The sequence below is a fragment of the uncultured Brevundimonas sp. genome, assembly GCF_947305955.1.
Classification (GTDB): Bacteria; Pseudomonadota; Alphaproteobacteria; order Caulobacterales; family Caulobacteraceae; genus Brevundimonas.
Genome location: NZ_CAMZFB010000053.1, coordinates 1 through 19,569, shown reverse-complemented (window position 1 = coordinate 19,569; position 19,569 = coordinate 1). Strand labels below are relative to the sequence as shown.

Here is a 19,569-nt window from a genome sequence, read left to right as displayed (position 1 = left end):
CAACCACCAAGCGAACTCGTTCGCCGTGGCCAACGGTCTGGTGCAGGTTGCGACCTCGAACACGATCAACACCGTGTTCATCGCCCGTCAGAACCCGACCATCGCTTCGCAGCTGGAAGAAATCTGGCGTTCGCCGCCGATCCCGGAAGCGGGCATCGTGGTGCGTCAGGACATTGATCCGGCCGTGAAGGAAAAGATCCGCGCCTTCTTCCTCGGCTATGGCCGTGGCGAGGGTGCCGAAGCCGAGCGCCAGCGCGAAATCCTGAAGGCCCTGAACTATTCGGGCTTCAACCCAGCTGACGACAGCTATCTGAATCCGGTTCGCGAAATGATCGCCGACCAGGCTCTGGCTGATGCCAAGGCCAAGGGCGACACTGCGGCTGCTGCCAAGGCCGAGGCCGAACTGCAGCGCCTGCGTGCGCTTCGTGAGGTCCAACCTTGAGTACTGCACCTGTAAACACGACGGCTGTGCCCAAGCCGCCGGTCAAATCGGCCGGCGCATGGGCGCTGGATGTCCTGATCTGGGGCGGCGTGGCCGTCCTGCTGCTGATCAGCATCGACGCTGTTGACCTGAAGAACGTCTCGCGCCTGTTCACCAACTCGGCGAACATCCAGAACTTTGCTGCTGACCTGCTGCGTCCGGACTTTGCGGACTGGAAGGTGTTCGTGGCCAAGATGTGGGAAACGATCCAGATCGCCCTGTGGGGTACCTTCCTGGCCATCTTCCTGGGCGTGCCCATGGGTCTGGCCGCCGCGCGCAACATTGCGCCGGTGTGGGTGGTTCAACCGGTGCGCTGGATCATGAACGCCCTGCGTTCGATCCCCGATCTGGTCATGGGTCTGCTGTTCGTCGTCGCCGTGGGCCTTGGCCCGCTCGCCGGTGTTCTGGCTATCGCCCTGAACACCGCCGGTGTTCTGGCCAAGCTGTTCTCGGAAGCTGTTGAGTCGATCGACAAGGGTCCGGTGGAAGGCGTCCGCGCAACCGGTGCCTCCAAGCTGCACGAAATCATCTGGGGCGTGCTGCCGCAGGTGGCTCCGCTGTGGACCTCGTTCGCCCTGTACCGCTTTGAATCCAACAGCCGTTCGGCAACCGTTCTGGGTCTGATCGGCGCAGGCGGTATCGGTCAGGTTCTGTTCGACCGTATGAACGCCTTCGACTTCAGCGCCGTGTCGGCCGTTGTGATCGTGGTCGTTGTCGCGGTGACCCTGATCGACATGCTGTCGCAGGCTATGCGCAAGCGCCTGCTGTAAACCCTCAAGGTTTGCACTGACTGTCATAAAAGGTCTGGCCGGACCGTCACAAATCATCTTTATGCGCATCGTACTGATGATTTGAGAGGTCCGGCCCATGACCGAACTACCCAATCGCCTTTTGAAGATTTCGGCCTGTGCGGCGGCCTTGCTCGCCATGGTCGGCTGCGGCGATGGCTCCGGTAGCCAGAAGGCCCGCGAAGGCGTCTGGGCCGCCGGCTCTTCTACCGTTTTTCCGTTTGTTACCCGCGTCGCCGAGACCTATGGTCGGCTGAACGACATCGGCGGCCAGCCGCGCGTCGAGGCGCTGGGCACGGGCGGCGGCATCCAGGCCTTCTGCTCGGGCATTGGCCCGTCCACCCCCGACATCGCCAACGCCTCGCGCCAGATGAAGGCCAGCGAGTTTGACCGCTGCGTCGCCAATGGCGTGACCGATATCGTCGAGCTGAAGGTTGGCTATGACGGCATTGTGGTCGCGACCGCGCGCACGGGGGCCACGCTGAACCTGCGGCTTCAGGACTTCTATCTGGGCCTTGGCAAACAGGTGCCGGACGCCAGCGGTAAATTCATCGCCAATCCGGCCACCCGCTGGAACGAGGTGAACCCCGCACTGCCCAATCAACGTATTCAGGTTTATGGGCCGCCGCCCACCTCGGGCACGCGAGACGCCTTCCTTGAGCTGGGCATGGCCCCCGGTGGCGAACGCATCGCTGCCGTGGCTGCGCTGAAAGGTGACAAAGAGCGTTTCGAGGCCCTGACCCACACGATCCGCGAGGATCAGCTGTGGATCGATACGGGCGAGAATGACAACGCCATTGTCCAGACCCTGACCCGTACGCCGGGTTCGCTGGGCGTGTTCGGCTTCTCCTTCCTCGAGCAGAACATGGACACGGTGAAGGCCGAGACCATCGACGGTGTGGCCCCCTCGGTCGAGGCCATCGCCAATGGCTCCTATCCGCTGGCGCGCTCGCTCTACATCTATGTGAAGAAGCAGCACATCGGCGTCACGCCGGGCCTGCATGAGTTCATCATGGAGTTCATGTCGGACGGTGCGGCCGGACGCGGCGGCTATCTGCAGGATCGCGGCCTGATCCCGCTGATGCCGGACGAACTGGCCGCTGAACGCACCAAGGCGACCAATCTGACGGGTATGTCCCGTCCGCAATAAACAGAACGCCCCGGAGAGGATGTCTCCGGGGCGTTTACATACCAGTCCGCCTGATTGCGTCGCAGGCGCGCGATGCGACGCAGGCGTCGCCAGAAGCGGCCACGCTGCGGCTCGGGATAGGGTTGCAGGTTCTCGATGAACTGCTCGGCCGAGGCGCGCCAGCTGAACTTCTCGGCATAGGCGCGGACGGCCTTGCGGTCGATCTTCAGACACTCGAGGCAGGCGGTTCGCAGGTCGTTATCGATCACCCCTGCGCCAGAGCCGGGGATGATGTCGATCGGCCCGTGCGCCGGATAGGCAGCGACCGGCGTACCCGTGGCCATGGCTTCCAGGATCACCAGACCGAAGGTGTCGGTCCAGCTGGGGAAGACAAAGACATCCGCATCGGCAAAGCAGCGGGCCAGTTCCTCGCCGAATTTCGCGCCGAGGAATTTGGCTTCGGGATATTTTTCCTGAAGCTCGGCACGCGCGGGGCCGTCACCGACGATGATCTTGGTGCCGGGCAGGTCCTGCTCGAGGAAGGCCTCGATGTTCTTCTCCACGGCCACACGGCCGACATTCAGGAAGAAGGGGCGCGGCCAGTCCTTGCCGCCCAACTCGTCAAAGATGGGCTTCAGGTCCGGATGGAACAGTTCGGTGTCCACACCGCGCGTCCACGGCGAGACGTTGCGGAAGCCATGCTCGGTCAGTTCGTCACGCAGGGTCGGCGTGGCGACCATCAGTCGGCCCGAGGGTTTGTGGAACCACTTCATATAGGCGTAGCCGACCTGAACGGGGATCGGGAAACGCGCCGAGACATATTCGGGGAATTTGGTGTGGTAGCTGGTCGTGAACGGCAGCTTCCACTCGATGCAGATGCGGCGCGTGGCGATGCCGAGCGGGCCTTCGGTCGAGATATGGACGGCCTCTGGCTCAAACGCGCGCAGGCGCTCGCGGATTTCCTCTTCCGCCCCCAGCGCCAGCCGGATCTCCGGATAGGTGGGGCAGGGGATGGTCTTGAATTGGCTGGGCTCGATAACCTCGACTTCGTGGCCCATGGCACGGCATTCCGCCACGGTGCGGGTCAGGGTTCGTACGACGCCGTTAACCTGGGGTTCCCAAGCGTCAGTGACCAGAACGATACGCATGAATTCGATAGGGCCTTTGAGCCTGTTCGCAAAGTCATCAGGTTTTAGCGACTTCGTGCGACGATAGCGAGACTAGATCCCAACTTGGTCGATCACGCGAGCGCGATATCCTGTCCCCAGTATGGCGCGTTAATCCCAAATTCTGTTCGGTCGTGTGGCGCGATATTCGAAGCACATTCGATCAATCCGCGGATATAGGCGATAATTCACTGGAGTGAATTCGAATGACGACGGACCTTCATCACTGGGACGGGCTGGACGCCAATAAATATCGCGACGAGCGGGAGACGGTTGCCGATCTTCTGTCGCGTCTGCCGCTGGATGGCGGGGAACGCGCCAAGGTCCTGACCGAGGCGACCGAACTGGTCGAGCACGCCCGCAAGAGCCAGAAGAAACAGGGCGTCGTCGAAAGTTTCCTGCAGGAGTTCTCGCTGGGCACGCGTGAGGGTCTGGCCCTTATGACGCTGGCCGAGGCGCTGCTGCGTACGCCGGATTCGGAAACCCGCGACCGCCTAATCTCGGAAAAGATCGGCTCCGCCGACTGGGCCAGCCACCTCGGCAAGTCGGAAAGTTCTCTGGTTAACTTCTCAAGCTTCGGCTTGATGATCGCGGGCAAGCTGGTCGAGCCGGACGAAGAGATGAAGCGCGACCTGCCCGCCGTGCTCAAGGGCATTGCGGGTCGTCTGGGCGAGCCGGTCATCCGCAAGGCCGTCGGCACGGCGGTCAAGATCATGGGCGAACAGTTCGTGGTCGGGCGCACCATAGAGGCGGCGCTGAAGCGGTCGGACAAGGAAGGCTGGCTCTGCAGCTTCGACATGCTGGGCGAGGGTGCCCGCACGGTCGCCGACGCCGAGCGCTATGAAAAAATCTATGCCGACGCCATCGAGGCCGTCGGCAAGACCGCCAAGGGGCAGGGACCGGAGGCCGGACATGGCGTCTCGGTCAAGCTGTCGGCCCTGTCGCCGCGCTATCAGGCGGTGCAGGAAGACCGCGTGTGGGAAGAGCTGTACCCGCGCATCCTGCGACTGGCCGAGATCGCCGCCAAATACGACATCAACTATACGATCGATGCCGAAGAGGCCGACCGTCTGGCGCTGTCGCTGAAGCTTCTGGAACGTTTGTGCACCGAGCCGTCGCTGGGTGATTGGAAGGGCCTCGGCCTTGCCGTTCAAGCCTATCAGAAGCGCACGACCGAAACGGTCGAGCGCCTGATTTCCCTGTCCAAGCGCACCCGCCGCCGCCTGATGGTGCGTCTGGTGAAGGGGGCCTATTGGGATACCGAGATCAAGCTGGCGCAGGTCAATGGCCGCACCGACTATCCCGTGTTCACGACCAAGCCCGCGACCGACCTCAACTATCTGGTCTGCGCGCGCCGGATGATCGAGGCCGCGCCCCATATCTACTGCCAGTTCGCCACCCACAATGCACACACCCTGGCCGCCGTGCGCCGCATGGCCCGCGACCGTGGCGTGACCATCGAGCACCAGCGCCTGCATGGCATGGGCGAGGCTCTCTATGACGCCGCCCGCGACATGTGGTCGGACGAGAAGATCATCGTCCGCGCCTATGCGCCGGTCGGTGGCCACGAAGAACTGCTGCCCTATCTGGTGCGCCGTCTGCTGGAAAACGGTGCCAACTCCTCCTTTGTTCACGCCCTGCTGGACGAGCGCGTTCCGGCCGCCGATGTGGCCGCTGACCCCATCACCGCCGTCGAGGCCCAGCCCGACCGCCATCCGAAGATCCCTGTGCCCATGAACATCTACGGTGACCGCAAGAACTCCCTCGGCCGCGACTATTCGACGGCAGAGGCCCGTGAAGCCCACGCAAAGGCCGTGAAAGCCATTGATGCCGAGACGCTGGTGGCGGGTCCGATCATCGGCGGCAAGCTGCTGACGGGTGTGGAAGCGCGCGACGTGACCAATCCGTATGATCGTGCACAGGTCGTCGGCAAGACCTCGGACGCGACGCCGGAACACGTCGATCAGGCCGTCAAGAAGGCGGCCGAAGCCCAAGTCGCCTGGGACAAGATGCTGGGCGCGGGCCGTGCGCCGATCCTGCGTGCCATGGCCGACGCGCTGGAAGCGGACATGGACCGTCTGGTCGCCCTGCTGTCGCGTGAGGCGGGCAAGACTCTGAACGATGGTGTGGCCGAGGTGCGCGAAGCCGCCGACTTCTGCCGCTACTACGCCATGCTGGCCGAGAAGGACTTCGGTGGCCGCGAAACCCTGAAGGGGCCGACGGGCGAAGTGAACCAGCTGGTCCTGCATGGCCGTGGCGTGTTCGCCGCCATCAGCCCGTGGAACTTCCCGCTGGCCATCTTCACTGGCCAGATCGTGGCGGCGCTGGCCGCGGGCAATGCCGTGGTGGCCAAGCCTGCCGAACAGACCCCGCTGATCGCCGCCGAGGCCGTACGCCTCTATTACAAGGCGGGCCTGAACCCTGACCTGCTGGCCCTTGTTCCGGGCCGTGGCGAGACGGTGGGCGCGGCTCTGACCTCGCACCCGATGATCGACGGTGTGGCCTTTACTGGCGGCACAGACACGGCCAATGCCATCAACCGTGGCCTGGCCAATCGCCAAGGCCCGATCATCCCCTTCATCGCTGAAACCGGCGGTCTGAACGGTATGTTCGTGGACACCACGGCGCTGAAGGAACAGGTGATCGACGATGTAATCCTGTCGGCCTTCGGTTCAGCGGGCCAGCGTTGCTCGGCGCTTCGCGTTCTCTATGTGCCGCACGATGCCGCCGATGGCCTGATCGCGGGCCTGAAGGGCGCGCTGGATGTTCAGGTCATCGGTGACCCGACCGATCCCAAGACCGACATCGGTCCGGTGATCGACGCCGAGAGCCGCGAAAATCTGGAAAAGCACGTCGAGCGTCTGGAAAAGGAAGCCAAGGTCATCGCCCGTGGCAACCTGCCCGCCGACACCGGCAAGGGCGACCTGTTCGCGCCGGTCATCGCCGAAATCCCGACGCCGGACTTCCTCGAGCGCGAGGTGTTCGGTCCGATCCTTCACATCTATCGCTACCACCCCAAGGACCTGAAGGACGTGGCCTCCAAACTGGCGGCGCGCGGCTTTGGCCTGACGCTGGGCGTCCACAGCCGCATCGACGCCTTCGCAGAGGAAGTGATGGCGCTGGTTCCGGCGGGCAATGTCTATGTGAACCGCTCGATCATCGGCGCTGTCGTCGGCGTCCAGCCCTTCGGCGGCGAGGGCCTGTCCGGCACCGGTCCCAAGGCGGGCGGTCCCAACAGCCTGATCCGCTACGCCTCGGAAAAGGCCATCAGCATCAACATCGCCGCCCAAGGCGGTGATCCGGCGTTGCTGAATCTGTAATCCAAACCTGTGAGAGGAAAGCCAGGGCTTTCCTCTCACCCCTCTATGGTTATATTTGTCCTAACTATCGGTTGGGCTGTCGGCGCTGGGCGACACACTGTCTCTTAACGGGAGCGCGCATGATCATCGCTGAGGTTCGGCGCCAATGGAGGGTGATTGCCTCGCTGATGATGCGTGAGATGACCACGCGTTTCGGGCGCGAAGGCATCGGCTTTGTTTGGTTGATCGGTGAGCCGATTGTTTTCTGTGTAGGCGTTATCGGTCTCTGGTCTTTTGTTAAGCCGACCTTTTCGACCGACCACGGAGTGCGTCTCGCGCCGTTTGTGATGACGGGCTACATGTGCCTCATTCTGATCCGGCACCTGATCGGTCTTCTGACACCTGCCATCCAGTCCAACGTTGGCCTGCTCTACCATCGGACTGTCACGCCGCTTCATATCCTTTTCACGCGGATAATTCTTGAAACCGCGGGCGGTACGCTCGCCTTCGCGGTCCTTTATCTCGTGCTTTATCTGTTAGGGCAGGTTGCCCTACCAGAGAATTTTCTGCTGCTGTATGGTGGTTGGCTTGTTGTGGCGTTTGCCGCTGCTGGCCTTGGATTGATCATGACGGGCCTTGTCATGAGATTTGAGGTCATGGAGCGGGTTGTGGGCCTCATTACCTATCTAATGATCCCGATCTCTGGCGCCTTCTTTATGGTGTCCTGGCTGCCTGGCACGGCGCAAAAGATAGTTTTTTACATACCCTTCGTTCACGGTACGGAAGCTATTCGCAGCGCCATCTTTGGCGAGTTTGTCGAGACCCATTACAATTTGGGTTTCGCCATCTTCATCGGTGCGATTATGAATGTCGTCGGCCTACTTCTGATTTACGCGTCGTTGAACCGTATTGAAGTAGATTGATTATTTACCGGTCTCGCCGTCTTAACCCCCCCCTGTGGTGCAAATGACTGAAGCACAGCTAAAATATGTGGCGCCTCTTTCTGACGACAGCCAGTCGAAATCGGCTGTCAAACCTCTGTGGAAGCGGCTGCCTCTAGGCTTCGGGCTGGTGGTCTGTTTGCCCACGGCTGTTGCGGCCGCCTATTATCTGCTCATCGCGGCACCGATGTATGTTTCGGAAGCCCAGTTTATGGTGCGCAGTCCTGGCAAGACACAGCCCACGGGGCTGGGTATCGCTCTGCAAGGCGTCGGGGTGGGTAGTGGCTTGAGTGACACTTTCGCGGTTCATGAATACGTCAGTTCCCGCGATGGTTTGAAGGACGCACAAGCTCTCGTGAACGTTCGAAATATCGTTGGTAATTCCAAGGGGGATTTCCTGACACGATATCCTCGACTCGGAGAGGACTTGACGAACGAAGGTCTATACAAGGCCTATAAGCGCTTCGTTCTGGTAGGCTACGAAACAGGGACGGGTATCAGCACCTTGCGTGTCAAGGCGTATACGGCTGAAGATGCGCACAAGCTCGCAGACGCGTTGCTCACGAGCAGTGAGAACCTGGTGAACCGCTTGAATGAGCGTTCGATGACGGATGCGATCAAGGAGGCCGAGGCCAGCGAGGCCGAGGCACGGGCTGCCGTCGCAGAAGTCGAACAACGTATCACGGCGTTCCGGAATAGCGCGGGCTATGTTGACCCCGAAGTGATGGTTCGTGAAAGTTCCGCTATTACTTCGGAGTTGCAGGTCGCGCTGGCTCAGCTCCGTGTGGAGCGAGAACAGATCGCTGCTGAAGCGCCGCAGAGCCCTCAACTGCCGAGTCTTGATCGCCGCATCGCTGCAACCCAGCGTCAGTTGGATCAAGAGCGGGCCAAGGTTGTCGGGAATGCATCGTCACTCGCTTCGTCTGCAGGGCAATATCAGCGTTTGCTTGTTGAACAGGAAATCGCTGACAAGCGCCTCGCCCAGGCGATTGCTTCGTTGATCTCTGCCCGTGAAGACGCTCGCCGTCAGAACCTATATCTGGATCGTATCGTTAACCCGACGCTATCGGATAAACCGACCCAGCCCCGACGCTTGATGGGGATATTGACCGTGTTGCTGTCTTCGCTGCTTGTCTATGGTTTGGGCTGGTTGGTGTACGCTGGCGTGCGAGAGCACAGGCAAGCTTGATGGCTGAACCTATTGGTCTCAGCGTACGGGGCCTCAGCAAGAAGTATATTACGGCTAAACGTCCGATTTTCGAGGATCTCAGTTTCGAGCTTCCACGTGACGGGCGATTGGCGATCCTTGGCCGAAACGGCCAAGGTAAATCCAGCTTGATTAAAATGCTGGGTGGTATCCTGAAGCCGAGCGGGGGCGTCATCGACTGGCGGATGACGTCATCGTGGCCGATTGGCTTTGCCGGTGGCTTTCAGGGCAGCCTCACGGGCTTAGACAATATCAACTTCCTGTCACGACTCTACGACCGAGATTTTCAGGATATTCTCGCTCGGGTTGATGATTTTGCGGAGCTTGGCGTGGCGCTCAAGCGTCCGGTGAAGCATTATTCATCGGGCATGCGCGCTCGATTGGCGTTTGGGCTGTCTCTTGCGATCGAGTTCGATTGTTATCTGATCGACGAACTCGTGTCGGTTGGTGATGCGAGGTTCCAACGGAAGTGCGAAGAAGAACTCTTCCAGCACCGGAAAGACCGGGCCTTCCTGATGGCTTCGCACGATATGAATATTATATCGCAACACTGCAGCCGAGCGCTGATCATTGAGAACGGCCGTGCTAAAATCTTTGAAGACATCCACGAAGCGATTGATGTCTATAGTTGGCTAAGAGCAGTCTAATGTCCCTTCCCCCGATAGGATTGCATGGTGCTCCGTCCGAGTTTTCTTGGCGGTGCCTCAGCCAAGTTGTCACTTTGGCTCGAGAGAATGGATATAATGTCTATCCGCGAAGCGAGTTAGACGTTGATGGTCCTGGGCCGGTTCCGGACGTTCTGTTGTCAGCAAAGACCATTAAGCGGGCTAAGGATAGTTATCTTTTTGCTACCGATTTTTGTGCGGACCAGTTTGGTCAGGAAAACATTCTCGAAGTAGCGGATCACTATTCGTCAGGACGTCTTCCGGATCCTGCCACCACTCGGTTTATGGCCAATATATTGGCGAATGGTTCGCGCGCCAATATTTTGTGGAATCGACCGAGTCGGATTTCCTTTCCTGTCCTCGGCGATGTCGACCTGTCGTATCAGGGGAAGTTGAGGCCCGCAGATCCTGCTCTCAACATTTATCAGTCGGCCAAAGAGATTGGGCAGACCGCGTTTTGGGCTCCCGAGCTGTTTATCGTCAACTCTGCGGAAGAAGGTAGTTACGACTGCCGCGCTTGGCGAGACCTAACCGGTGGGAGTGCCGCTATTGCGGGCAATCCTCATATGGCGTTGCCGGCAGGGCATTGGCAGATTGAGTGGCTATTTGAACTCGATCCCGAGAACGGCCTGGTCGATATCCAGTTCGTGTGGGGCCCAGAAAACCACACTTTCTCCTGTAATCGGCCAGGCGTCTACACCGTCACTCAGGACGCTGTGCTGACTGAGTCCAGCTTCATCGCCGCCCATATCCAGACGGCACGCCCCCACTTCCAAGGCAGGGCGCGTTTCCGTGGTGCGGTGATCACTTATAAGGGTGTGGGAGAGTCGGGCGCTAATTCATCAAGCAACTGAGCCACATATTCAGCGGAGTGCCTCCATGTGCGGCTGCTCGGACGAACTATCGTGATCTCGCCGCGATCGATCATGTCTGCCCACTCGTTGATATGATCTGCAAACACCTCGGGTGTCGCGTTCTCCGGAAAGTATCTGACTCCACAGGCTTCGTGATCTCTGAAGACTTCAATATCACGAGCGAGGACCGGCTTTTGATGGTTTAGGGCTTCGACAAGCGGCAGGCCATATCCCTCGGCAAGCGATGGGAATATGAGCCCTTTACACCGTTCGTAGATATGGATGAGTTCTTCATCGCTCAGATCGCTCTTCCAGTGCAGGCGCTTATTGTACTCGGGATGCTGGGTAAGTTTGAGGACGAGGTCATCCACTTTCCAACCGCTTCGACCGACCAGAACCAGATTGTAGTCGTGACCGAGTTCCCAGAGCCTGCTGAAGGCCTCAAGCAGATCGCTATGACCCTTGCGGGGTTCCAATGTGCTTACGGTCAGGAAGGTTTGGTGGGGCAGGTTGCCCAGCCAGGACATAAAGTCCTCGCTGGTACCCAGGGAATGCATGCTCCCTGAAACGTCGGTTCCCATGGGAATGACGTTTGTTTCGCAAGGTGTAGTGATTTTGAAATGCGTCGCTAGCGCGGCCTTGAAATCTTTCTCGGTTTGGCTGGAATTGCACAGCACAAGATCAGATAGCGACGCAAGAATGCGTAGCCATTTCCTAAATCGATTGCCTGTCTGCGGCGGAAACCACTCCGGTCGGTCAATCGGAAGAAGGTCATGGATCAGGAAAGCAATTCGTACGCCGCTAGACGCCAGTGAGCGAATTTGGCCTTCGTGGAAACGCACAGCATCTAAAGAATAATCGAGGCCAAGGAACACATCGCCCGCTCCGCCTTGGATAGGTGTTTTGTCTGCAACCGCGCGTTTAACGGGCCAGCTAATACGGTGGTATGGGTGTGCGCGAGAGGCGGCAACAAACTGAACATTCCAACCGTGCTGCTCAAATATATCGGCCTGCGCAGCAATGCCGCGCACGACCCGCTGGATACCGGTTCCCGCGTCGTTCGCAGCTATTACGGTAATATCTATAAATAAATTCCGATGGCCAGCCGTGTAGCGTGCGCGCCAATTTTGGATTTTTTTGCGCGAAGTGAATATTTTAAGTTGTTCCAACCACTTTGGTTCAGCCTGGATTTCCAAGTGTCTGCGAACTTTTTTAAATATTCGGCGCATTTCTATTTATCCGTTCTTTTCTGTTCCGTTGTAGCGAGGCGGGGTGGTTAGAGCAACGTTTGTTTAGGCCGCGATTGCAATGTATCTTATTGATCTGCTGGTATTTTCATATTGTGGGATTGCGTGGCGCTGGCGTGTCTCGACTGAGCCGTTAAGGCCCTTCAAAAATTAGTTCTCAATATTATTTGCCAGGATAGCGGAGTCTGCAGATGCGGCTTGCTCTTGCTCAGCTACAAAATATCGTTCTAGATATAGATTATTAACATCGGCGCTGCTGTCCTAAGTGTAAATATTAGCTAGCGAGTGACTGTGTTGGGCGGTCGCGGCTGATATTCCAAGAGCAATGTATCGCGTTAACAACCCGATCTTTTTGAGTATCGGCGTTTCCGGAATTGTGCCGTTGTTTCGTGGGTAGCCTTTAGAGATTTGATGCGCCGCAAAGGTCGCGTGAGTCCTCATCCAATGGTAGGGTCGACTGCGTGGTCGGCGTGTGGCGCAGTTCTATGTGTGGCGCTTTAAGTTTTTGAGTAGCGATCAGATTTAGCGAGAGATACTTGCGAAATATGTTCATCATCGATGCTGTCCCTCTTCAGGGCCGTAAAGGTTTGTCTGACACCTATGGGGTTCTGGAAGGTATCGTTAGGGCGTTGGCCGGGGCGGACGATGTCAGATTTTTGCTGACAAGGTATGCGGCCGTTCCCGAATTTATGTCGGAAATGGATGGGCAGTTTATCTTTGCTCTTCCAAATATTCGTCAGCCGCAAACGCTAATAGCGCTGCAGGATCGAATTGAGGATTTTGAATCATCGTTGCGGCCTCAGCAGGTGGGGTGCGTTCGAATGGCTGCCATTAAGCAGTCGCAAGAATTCGGCGTAGCTGTGCTCGAGTGTGATGGCTCCTCAATAAATATTGAGCCTGAATTCTTTGAAGAAACTCGTCTTTCAGATTTTGATCGCCTGATTGTTGAAGAGCTAGACGGAGATCTATCTAAATATTTGCTGCTCGATGGAGCTGTAGCTTCCGATAAGGATGTTTTGCGTAGGCTCGTTGTGCTGGGGCGACAGGCAGGAAAGAAGCTCTTAGCGCCATGGGGATGTGACACCGCTGTTGATGGTGATCTCACAAAGATCGCCTACCATCGATCCTTGATCAGTTATCTTGCAGACAAGGTACATGCATTCGTTTTCAACGATGATGTTGCCGCTACCCAATTCAGTGCGGCGCATGTTTCGAAGCTTAATGGTCGTGCATTAAAGATATCACGGCTTTCTAAAGCTCGTTCAATCGACGATCTAGAAGTATGCGTTCCTATACGCGCAGAAGGCTGCTCGGCTGTAAGAGGCTTTCTAGATAGACTCCCGCCTCAGCATGCAGTGAAGCTCCCCGAGAAGCTCCGGATTGCCTTGGTCACGCCGATGTTCCCGGACAAGGGTGGCCCGCCGCACTCGTCCTTGGATCTGGCGCTAGAGCTGACCAAGATTTGTGATTTGGACGTCTGGACCGACAGTCCTGTGCTGCCTGAACATGAGCGGCAGTTCCGGCGCGTCTTCCGCTTGGATAACGAACTATCGCCTTCAGATTATGATGAGATCGTATATGTGCTGGGCAACCATCGAATGTACCATCCCATCTATTCCATGATGAGACAGTATCCCGGTGTTGTAATCCAACATGACGCCCACATGCTTGACTTCCTCAACGGCCTAGTTGGAGGGGAGGGGCTGTCTGAACTGATCAAGCATGAGGCGGGTGTCGATTACAAAGTCACGTCAATCGTAAAGCTGATCTCTGATTTGGAGAATATCGGCGTTCCTCTTTTGTCGAGCGTTCTTGAACCGGCCAGTTCGGTAATCGTCCACAGCCCTGGCTCGCGCGACGTCATCGCTAGGAATTACGACGTTGAAGTCACCTATCTGCCGGTCGGAATGCCATATCCGTTTGCGCACGAGCAGTTAGAGGATGTGGCGCGGCGTAATGCGAAGTTGACGCTGGGGGTGGACGTTGATCGGCCCTGTATCGTGTCCTTTGGCGAAGTTCACCTTCTTAAGGGTGCGAAGCAATGCCTGCTGACTCTTGCCGAACTGAAGGCGATGGGGGCGCCGTTCCGGTTCTATTTTGTGGGGCCGGTTTTGCCGGAGTTGAGAGCAGATTTGGAGCGTATGCGTGACGCCCTAGGTTTGGGCGAGATGGTCACCTTTACCGATGGCGTGTCTGAGGAAGAGTATATTCGCTTCTTGCAGGCGTCGGACATAGTGCTGCAAATTCGCCAGATACCGTTCGGACAGCTTTCGGGAGCACTTTTGGATGCCGTGTCTGCCGGCATGTATGGGGTGTCGTCGGAGGGGCTTGCCAGGGCAATCGAAGCTCCTGAAACCATTATCCGCGTCAATGATAAGGCCTCTAACATCGTTTATGCAGAGGCTTTGTATAAACTAATCGCGTCTGAGAAGTACAAAGTTCGTCCGGCTCCCAGTTGGGAGAAGTTTAGTAAAGATCACGCCTTTTTTTTGTATGCAAAAAATTTGCTTGAGCGAATTTTCGGTCGGGTGACGGGGTAGTTAAATGCTCAATATTATTGATGATAAGCTCGCATCGGCTCTGTGCGAAGGGCGATTTCTTGTAAATGTTAATAATCTTTGCAGCGCTCCGATACGTACGGGAGTCCAGAGGGTTTGCTACGAGTTTTGGCAGCGTTGGCCTTACCGAGACGTATCTATTCCGTTTCTTGAAATTGATTCCGATACGATTGGGCTCCTGGATCCTTCAGTTCTAGACGATATTCGTGCGCTGTTTGAGGATTCGGATCCCATATTAGAAGCTTTTAAAGCCGAATATCCTGAAATCAGGATGGAGCCTAACGTGGGTTGGCTCGGGCTTGCTTCGGCACGTAATCGTGTAGTGGCCTATGTTAAAGTAAAGCCTGCCCTGGATACGTGTCGGGCTGTGATCGCTCTTGAAGAATCTCTAAATCAAAACTTTTTTGATATAGCGGCTTCGTATCGTCCTGAGAAGGTTATGCATCTGTGCCATGACTTCTTGATCTGGACGCACTCTGAGCATTTCAATGTCAACTGGAATGCGGCCGATAATATTGTCCAGTCATTGGTTAATAGGCGTCGCTACGGAAATAATTTCTTTACATCTACTACTACGCGCGAAGTTTACACAAGCCGGATTAACCCCGGTGATGAGCGTCACTATAGGGTTATAGCGCCCGGGGCGGATGCCTTTGGTCGCACTTATCGGACCGAGGTTCCGGCGAGTGATGAATTTGTGGTGGTTGGCACACTTGAGCCGCGTAAGCAGCCCATTCAAATTCTTGAAGCTTTTGAGAGAATTAACAAAAGCAAAATCAGGGCTCGACTTTGTTTCGCGGGGCGCATGGGGTGGCTCGCTCCCGCAGACAGAGAGAGGCTAGAGAAGGCGTTCAAGTCGTACGCGTGGTTGCGCTGGATCGATGGGCCTGATGATGCAGAACTGCGTCGCCTAATCATGGAAGCTAGGGCAACAATCTATCTGTCCTTGGCGGAGGGTTTTGGGTCGCCTCCCGTGGAAAGCTTAGCTCTGGGCGTGCCTTGTATTGTGTCCGAGGTCATTCCGAGCGTCGTTGATATGGCGGACAATGGCCAGCGCCGTATTGCGCCTGATCATCCGCAAGAGTTGACGCGGGCTGTCGAGGACCTTTTGGACGATGATATCCTCAAGGCGCTTCAGGACGATATTGCCAATCTGGAGCTTCCCACATGGCGTGCCTTTGTTGAGGGCATAGCGGCCATGGCGGAGGAGCTTTACCCTTCAAAAGGTCCTGAAGTAGCAGCGCTTCCCTATAGTAGCATGCTAGAATTCTTGGGCATCGCGGGGCGGTTTAGGGAACTGCCGCGCGAAGGCTTCATTCGGTTAGCTGGGGATGTCCTGAAGCTCGATGCAAAGAGCGTTCAAGAAGTTCTTCAGCGTTCGACCAACGAAAGTTGGAACAGCTTTGATACGCTTATCGCTGCATGCGGGCTGCTTCCTGACGGGCGTCTTAAGAATGCAGTGATCGCCGCCGCTTTGGCAGGAACCATTCCTGTGGAAAGCTTGCCGGCTGCACAAGAGGGCGAGTGGCGTTCAGATGTACTCGACTTGTTGTCTACGAATGACTATCGAAGCTTTATAAAGCGTGTATATTCTGTTTTTCATAAGCGTGGCGCGTCAGACGATGAACTCGATGGGCAGATTCCCTATCGTGTAGGCGAGGTTTCTCGTCTCAAACATTTAGTTGATGCGATTAATAGCGACGAATATCGCAATCGTGTTCTTCTGGAGATAAATGACGACGCCGGAGAGGGGTATTTTGAAAAGAATACGAACTTTATTTTTGATCTTCGGAAGCGCTACCTGAAAGGCCTGAGCGCACGGTATTCCGTCGAAAGGTCAAGATACATCGCGGACAATGAGAATTTTGTTCGGAAGTTGTACCAAGATCTAGCTTATTCTCGGGTATCAGATCGGAATCTAGCCATTTGGTCTAGACATGCTTCGACGTTGTCCGGTCGTTACAAGGTTGCAATGGACATACTGTTGCGGCCTGAGGCCGTAATCCATGCAACTGATACCGGCGAGTACTATGACCTGATCACTGACGCGGCGCGGCGGTCGGCTTATTATCCCTTGGTAAAGACTACGAGCCTCGACCTCGTTGGGCGGGTCGCTCTGTCCCAGGAGAAGGTGTTGTCGCCGCGTGAGCTGCTGCGGGTCATCTCCGGCCGAACCAACGGTGTGTTCGACGGCGATCTTCTGGAAGTGGTGAGCGGCCAGTCTGTCGACGAACGTATCTCGTTTGCGGCAACGTGGGCCATGATTGCCGGGTACGCGGAATGGACCCAAAGCATTCTGCAATGGGCTGCTGAACAGATCGGTAAAAAGGGGGCAGCGTCAGCTCGCCCAATTACCAGCCGTGCAAAGAACCCTGTGATTGCCTTCCAGCATCATTACGGACGTGAACCGAATGTCTCCGAAGCATCGATAATTGCGTCGGCTTCTTCGAACGCTGTTGCGGCGGCAGCCATTGTCGCCGCATCCACGCGGCTGTCGATCTCCAGCGATCCTTTGGCGGCGGTCACCTGGGTTTTGGATAATCGAGATGCGATTATCCAACAGGTTGAAGAAATTGAGAGCCTTTGCACCGACCTGATGCTTGTGTGTCCGCCGCTCGAGGGCGCGGTTCTCAAGGAGCGTGCAATCCCTGCCGTGAGCCATGCGGGTAGCGAGCCGGCGGAGCCTGAAGGCAGCCAAGCTATGTTTGGTGAGATCGTAACGGTGAGCGATCTTCTCAGCCTTGATGGGAAGGATTTCGTTTCCACCGCCTATCGCAAGATATTACTGCGCGAGGCCGACACCGGAGGTATGGCGACGTATCTGAAACTGTTGGACGCTCCGCGAGGTAAAGAGAAGGTTATCCATAGCCTTGCGACAAGCCCAGAAGGGAAATCCAAAGGGTTGAACGTTCCCGGCCTCCTGGAATTCCTGCAGGCCTATAAGCCGGCCAAGAAGAAACAGAAATTCGGAATGAAAAAGTTCATTCGCATTCTTCGCGGCAAGAGTAAGAGTGCAAATAAATGAAGATGTCTGGCGAACTTAAGCATACCAATGTTCGCGTTCGTGTGCCTTTAAGGCTTGGCCTGGGTGGTGGCGGCACCGATCTCGCATCTTATTCAGACGAGTACGGCGGAGTGGTGCTGAACGCGACGATTGATCGTTATGCTTATGCCCATCTAACTACCAATGCCGACAGCCAGATCTGCTTTACCGCTGACGATTTGGGCAAGACCGACGTGCTGCCTGTCAGTATGGATTTCGATATTCGAGATGGGCTGCCGCTCCATCGTGCTGTCTACGCCTATATGATGGAGACCTATAACGGCGGCGTGCCGATGCCGTTGTCGATTTCCACGACTATCGACGTGCCGGCCGGGTCAGGTCTGGGGGCGTCCTCAGCCTTGACTGTAGCGCTGATTGAAGCCTTTGCGCTGGCGATGCAGTTGCCTTTAGGGCCGTATGAGATGGCGGAACTCGCCTTTCATCTCGAACGCGAGCGTTTGGGGATGATGGGCGGCAAGCAAGATCAATATGCCGCAGCTTTCGGTGGCTTTAACTTCATTGATTTTCAAGCCGGCGGGCGTGGTGTGGTGGTTAATCCACTCCGTATGCATCGCGATTGTCTCAACGAGTTCGAATCCTCGCTCGTGATCTGCTTTAGCGGTCAGTCACGCGAGTCTGCGCGCATCATTGAGCATCAGGTTTCAGGCTTGAAGTCGATGGATGAGAAAACACTGCAGTCCCTCCACGAGATCAAGCGGCATGCGGCCGAGATGAAGAATCTCCTCATTTCCGGGCAGATCAAAGCGACGGCTGACATTCTTCAGCGCTCTTGGTTAGCGAAGAAAGCCACCGCGTCGTCGATCACAAACAACGCTATCGATAACCTGCTGGAGATTGCCCTGCAGAATGGCGCATGGGGAGGCAAGGTGTCAGGTGCGGGCGGTGGCGGCTTTATCATGCTTCTGGCCGATCCGGCTCGTCGTCATAATCTTATCGAAGCGTTGAACGCCAATGGCGGCAGTGCCAGCGCAGTGCGGCTCACATTTGAAGGGCCGGAATCCTGGGTCGTTCCTGGCTAATGAGTGAAGTAATGGTCGAGCAGTGCGCAATCCTCCTGGGAGGCCTTGGAACACGCTTGGGGGAACTCACGCGTCAGACGCCCAAACCCCTGCTGCCTGTTGATGGAAAGCCCTTTGTAGAGCTTCTTATCCGTGAGGCATGGCGCATGGGGTTCCGCAAGGTTCTGCTGCTTGCGGGCTATAAGTCCGAGCGCGTGGAAGCCATGATTGAGGAATTGCGCGGCTCACTCCCCGATGGCTGTTCAATAGATATTTCGGTCGAGAGCGAGCCGCTCGGCACGGGCGGAGCCGTGGTCAATGCTTTGTCTCTGTTGGACGAGAGGTTTCTCCTGATCAACGGTGACACCTGGTTCGATTTCAACTGGAACCGTCTCATTGCTGGTCAATCCGGCAACAGTGCGGCCATAGGCGTTCGGGAAGTCAGTCTGGCAGACCGCTACGAGACTATCCGGCTAGATGCGGACGGTACGGTGACAGGCGTGATTAATCGCGGTGAAGCGTTTGATCCGCCCTTCTATGTCAATGGCGGCGTTTACTGCTTTACCCGTGAGCATTTCGTCAATCGTCCTCGCAAATTCTCGCTCGAGGCTGATTTGCTCCCCTCATTGGCGGCCGAGGGGCTGATGAAGGCCCACATATCTGAAGGCTATTTTCTGGATATCGGCATTCCAGATACCTACGCTCGAAGCCAAGTAGAAATTCCGGCCCGTCGCACTCGCCCTGTTGTTCTGATTTCGGGGCGTTTGGTGATTGAGGCTGCCGCTGATACGGCGACTGCCGTCGCGGCTGCGAACGAAGCCGGACACGTCGTCCTGGCTTTGGGGCTTTCGGCTTCTGAGGTTAAGGCGGCTAATGCTGGTCTGCGTCAGCAAGCTGCGCACATTGACGGCGTCATGGGGCACAACAACTCCGTGGGCGATGCATCCCTTGGCTTTAAGCTAGACGCGAGCAGGGTGCTGGTTGTGGGATCATCTGAGGACAACCTGGGCCTGTATCTTGCTGCTCGCGGATTGCCAGTGCTAAGCGTCAATGAACTCGCGAACTGCATGATCGACGCAAGAGGCTACCGCTGATGGGCAACCGAATCGCTGACGTCAAACAGGAGGCTCGCGACTGGCTGATTAACCGAGCCGCCCCGTTCTGGAGTCATA

The 19,569-nt window shown here is 56.9% G+C and carries 14 protein-coding genes; 12 read left to right on the top strand and 2 right to left on the bottom strand.

Going from position 1 to position 19,569, the window contains the following annotated elements:
- The 3 genes from Q0Y42_RS12185 to Q0Y42_RS12175 form a co-directional block, all read left to right on the top strand.
- A partial coding sequence (locus Q0Y42_RS12185) for a PhnD/SsuA/transferrin family substrate-binding protein (RefSeq protein ID WP_297804145.1) occupies positions 1–442 on the top strand: 442 nt, incomplete at its 5' end.
- Positions 439–1,251 carry a phosphonate ABC transporter, permease protein PhnE gene (gene phnE, locus Q0Y42_RS12180; RefSeq protein WP_297804143.1) on the top strand — a complete coding sequence of 271 codons (813 nt, stop codon included), beginning with the start codon at positions 439–441 and terminating at the stop codon, positions 1,249–1,251. The genes Q0Y42_RS12185 and phnE, both read left to right, overlap by 4 nt.
- Positions 1,252–1,348: 97 nt before the next feature.
- Positions 1,349–2,419: a substrate-binding domain-containing protein gene (locus Q0Y42_RS12175; RefSeq protein ID WP_297804141.1), complete on the top strand. Its 1,071-nt coding sequence runs from the start codon at positions 1,349–1,351 to the stop codon at positions 2,417–2,419.
- Here the strand turns inward: Q0Y42_RS12175 and Q0Y42_RS12170 are convergent.
- Positions 2,320–3,546 (bottom strand): glycosyltransferase family 1 protein, encoded by a 1,227-nt coding sequence (locus Q0Y42_RS12170; protein ID WP_297804138.1) that lies wholly within the window; start codon positions 3,544–3,546, stop codon positions 2,320–2,322. The two genes, Q0Y42_RS12175 and Q0Y42_RS12170, sit on opposite strands and share 100 nt — an antisense overlap.
- 224 nt (positions 3,547–3,770) lie before the next feature.
- Between Q0Y42_RS12170 and putA the strand changes: the two genes are divergently transcribed.
- The 5 genes from putA (at position 3,771) to Q0Y42_RS12145 (ending at position 10,530) form a co-directional block, all read left to right on the top strand.
- A complete protein-coding gene (putA, locus tag Q0Y42_RS12165; RefSeq protein WP_297804136.1) occupies positions 3,771–6,884 on the top strand; it encodes a bifunctional proline dehydrogenase/L-glutamate gamma-semialdehyde dehydrogenase PutA in 3,114 nt (1,037 codons plus the stop codon).
- Positions 6,885–7,003: 119 nt separating this feature from the next.
- Positions 7,004–7,786: an ABC transporter permease gene (locus Q0Y42_RS12160; protein ID WP_297804134.1), complete on the top strand. Its 783-nt coding sequence runs from the start codon at positions 7,004–7,006 to the stop codon at positions 7,784–7,786.
- 43 nt (positions 7,787–7,829) lie between these two features.
- A complete protein-coding gene (locus Q0Y42_RS12155) occupies positions 7,830–8,993 on the top strand; it encodes a chain-length determining protein (protein ID WP_297804132.1) in 1,164 nt (387 codons plus the stop codon).
- The gene (locus tag Q0Y42_RS12150) at positions 8,993–9,658 is read left to right on the top strand and encodes an ABC transporter ATP-binding protein (protein ID WP_297804130.1); all 666 of its coding nucleotides are present in this window, start codon (positions 8,993–8,995) and stop codon (positions 9,656–9,658) included. Before Q0Y42_RS12155 ends, Q0Y42_RS12150 begins: the two co-directional genes overlap by 1 nt.
- 155 nt (positions 9,659–9,813) lie before the next feature.
- Positions 9,814–10,530 (top strand): hypothetical protein, encoded by a 717-nt coding sequence (locus tag Q0Y42_RS12145; protein WP_297804128.1) that lies wholly within the window; start codon positions 9,814–9,816, stop codon positions 10,528–10,530.
- Here Q0Y42_RS12145 and Q0Y42_RS12140 read toward each other — a convergent pair.
- The gene (locus tag Q0Y42_RS12140; RefSeq protein WP_297804126.1) at positions 10,485–11,759 is read right to left on the bottom strand and encodes a glycosyltransferase family 1 protein; all 1,275 of its coding nucleotides are present in this window, start codon (positions 11,757–11,759) and stop codon (positions 10,485–10,487) included. The genes Q0Y42_RS12145 and Q0Y42_RS12140 overlap by 46 nt on opposite strands.
- Positions 11,760–12,322: 563 nt before the next feature.
- Between Q0Y42_RS12140 and Q0Y42_RS12135 the strand changes: the two genes are divergently transcribed.
- The 4 genes from Q0Y42_RS12135 to Q0Y42_RS12120 are packed head-to-tail and all read left to right on the top strand — an operon-like array spanning position 12,323 to position 19,491.
- The gene (locus Q0Y42_RS12135; RefSeq protein WP_297804124.1) at positions 12,323–14,317 is read left to right on the top strand and encodes a glycosyltransferase; all 1,995 of its coding nucleotides are present in this window, start codon (positions 12,323–12,325) and stop codon (positions 14,315–14,317) included.
- A gap of 4 nt (positions 14,318–14,321) precedes the next feature.
- Positions 14,322–17,360 carry a glycosyltransferase gene (locus Q0Y42_RS12130; RefSeq protein WP_297804122.1) on the top strand — a complete coding sequence of 1,013 codons (3,039 nt, stop codon included), beginning with the start codon at positions 14,322–14,324 and terminating at the stop codon, positions 17,358–17,360.
- On the top strand, positions 17,357–18,418 hold the full coding sequence (locus Q0Y42_RS12125; RefSeq protein ID WP_297804120.1) for a dehydrogenase: 1,062 nt from the start codon (positions 17,357–17,359) through the stop codon (positions 18,416–18,418). The genes Q0Y42_RS12130 and Q0Y42_RS12125 overlap by 4 nt, the downstream gene beginning before the upstream one ends.
- 11 nt (positions 18,419–18,429) lie before the next feature.
- Positions 18,430–19,491, top strand: coding sequence for a sugar phosphate nucleotidyltransferase (locus tag Q0Y42_RS12120; RefSeq protein WP_297804118.1), 1,062 nt, complete (start codon positions 18,430–18,432; stop codon positions 19,489–19,491).
- Positions 19,492–19,569: the final 78 nt, after the last annotated feature.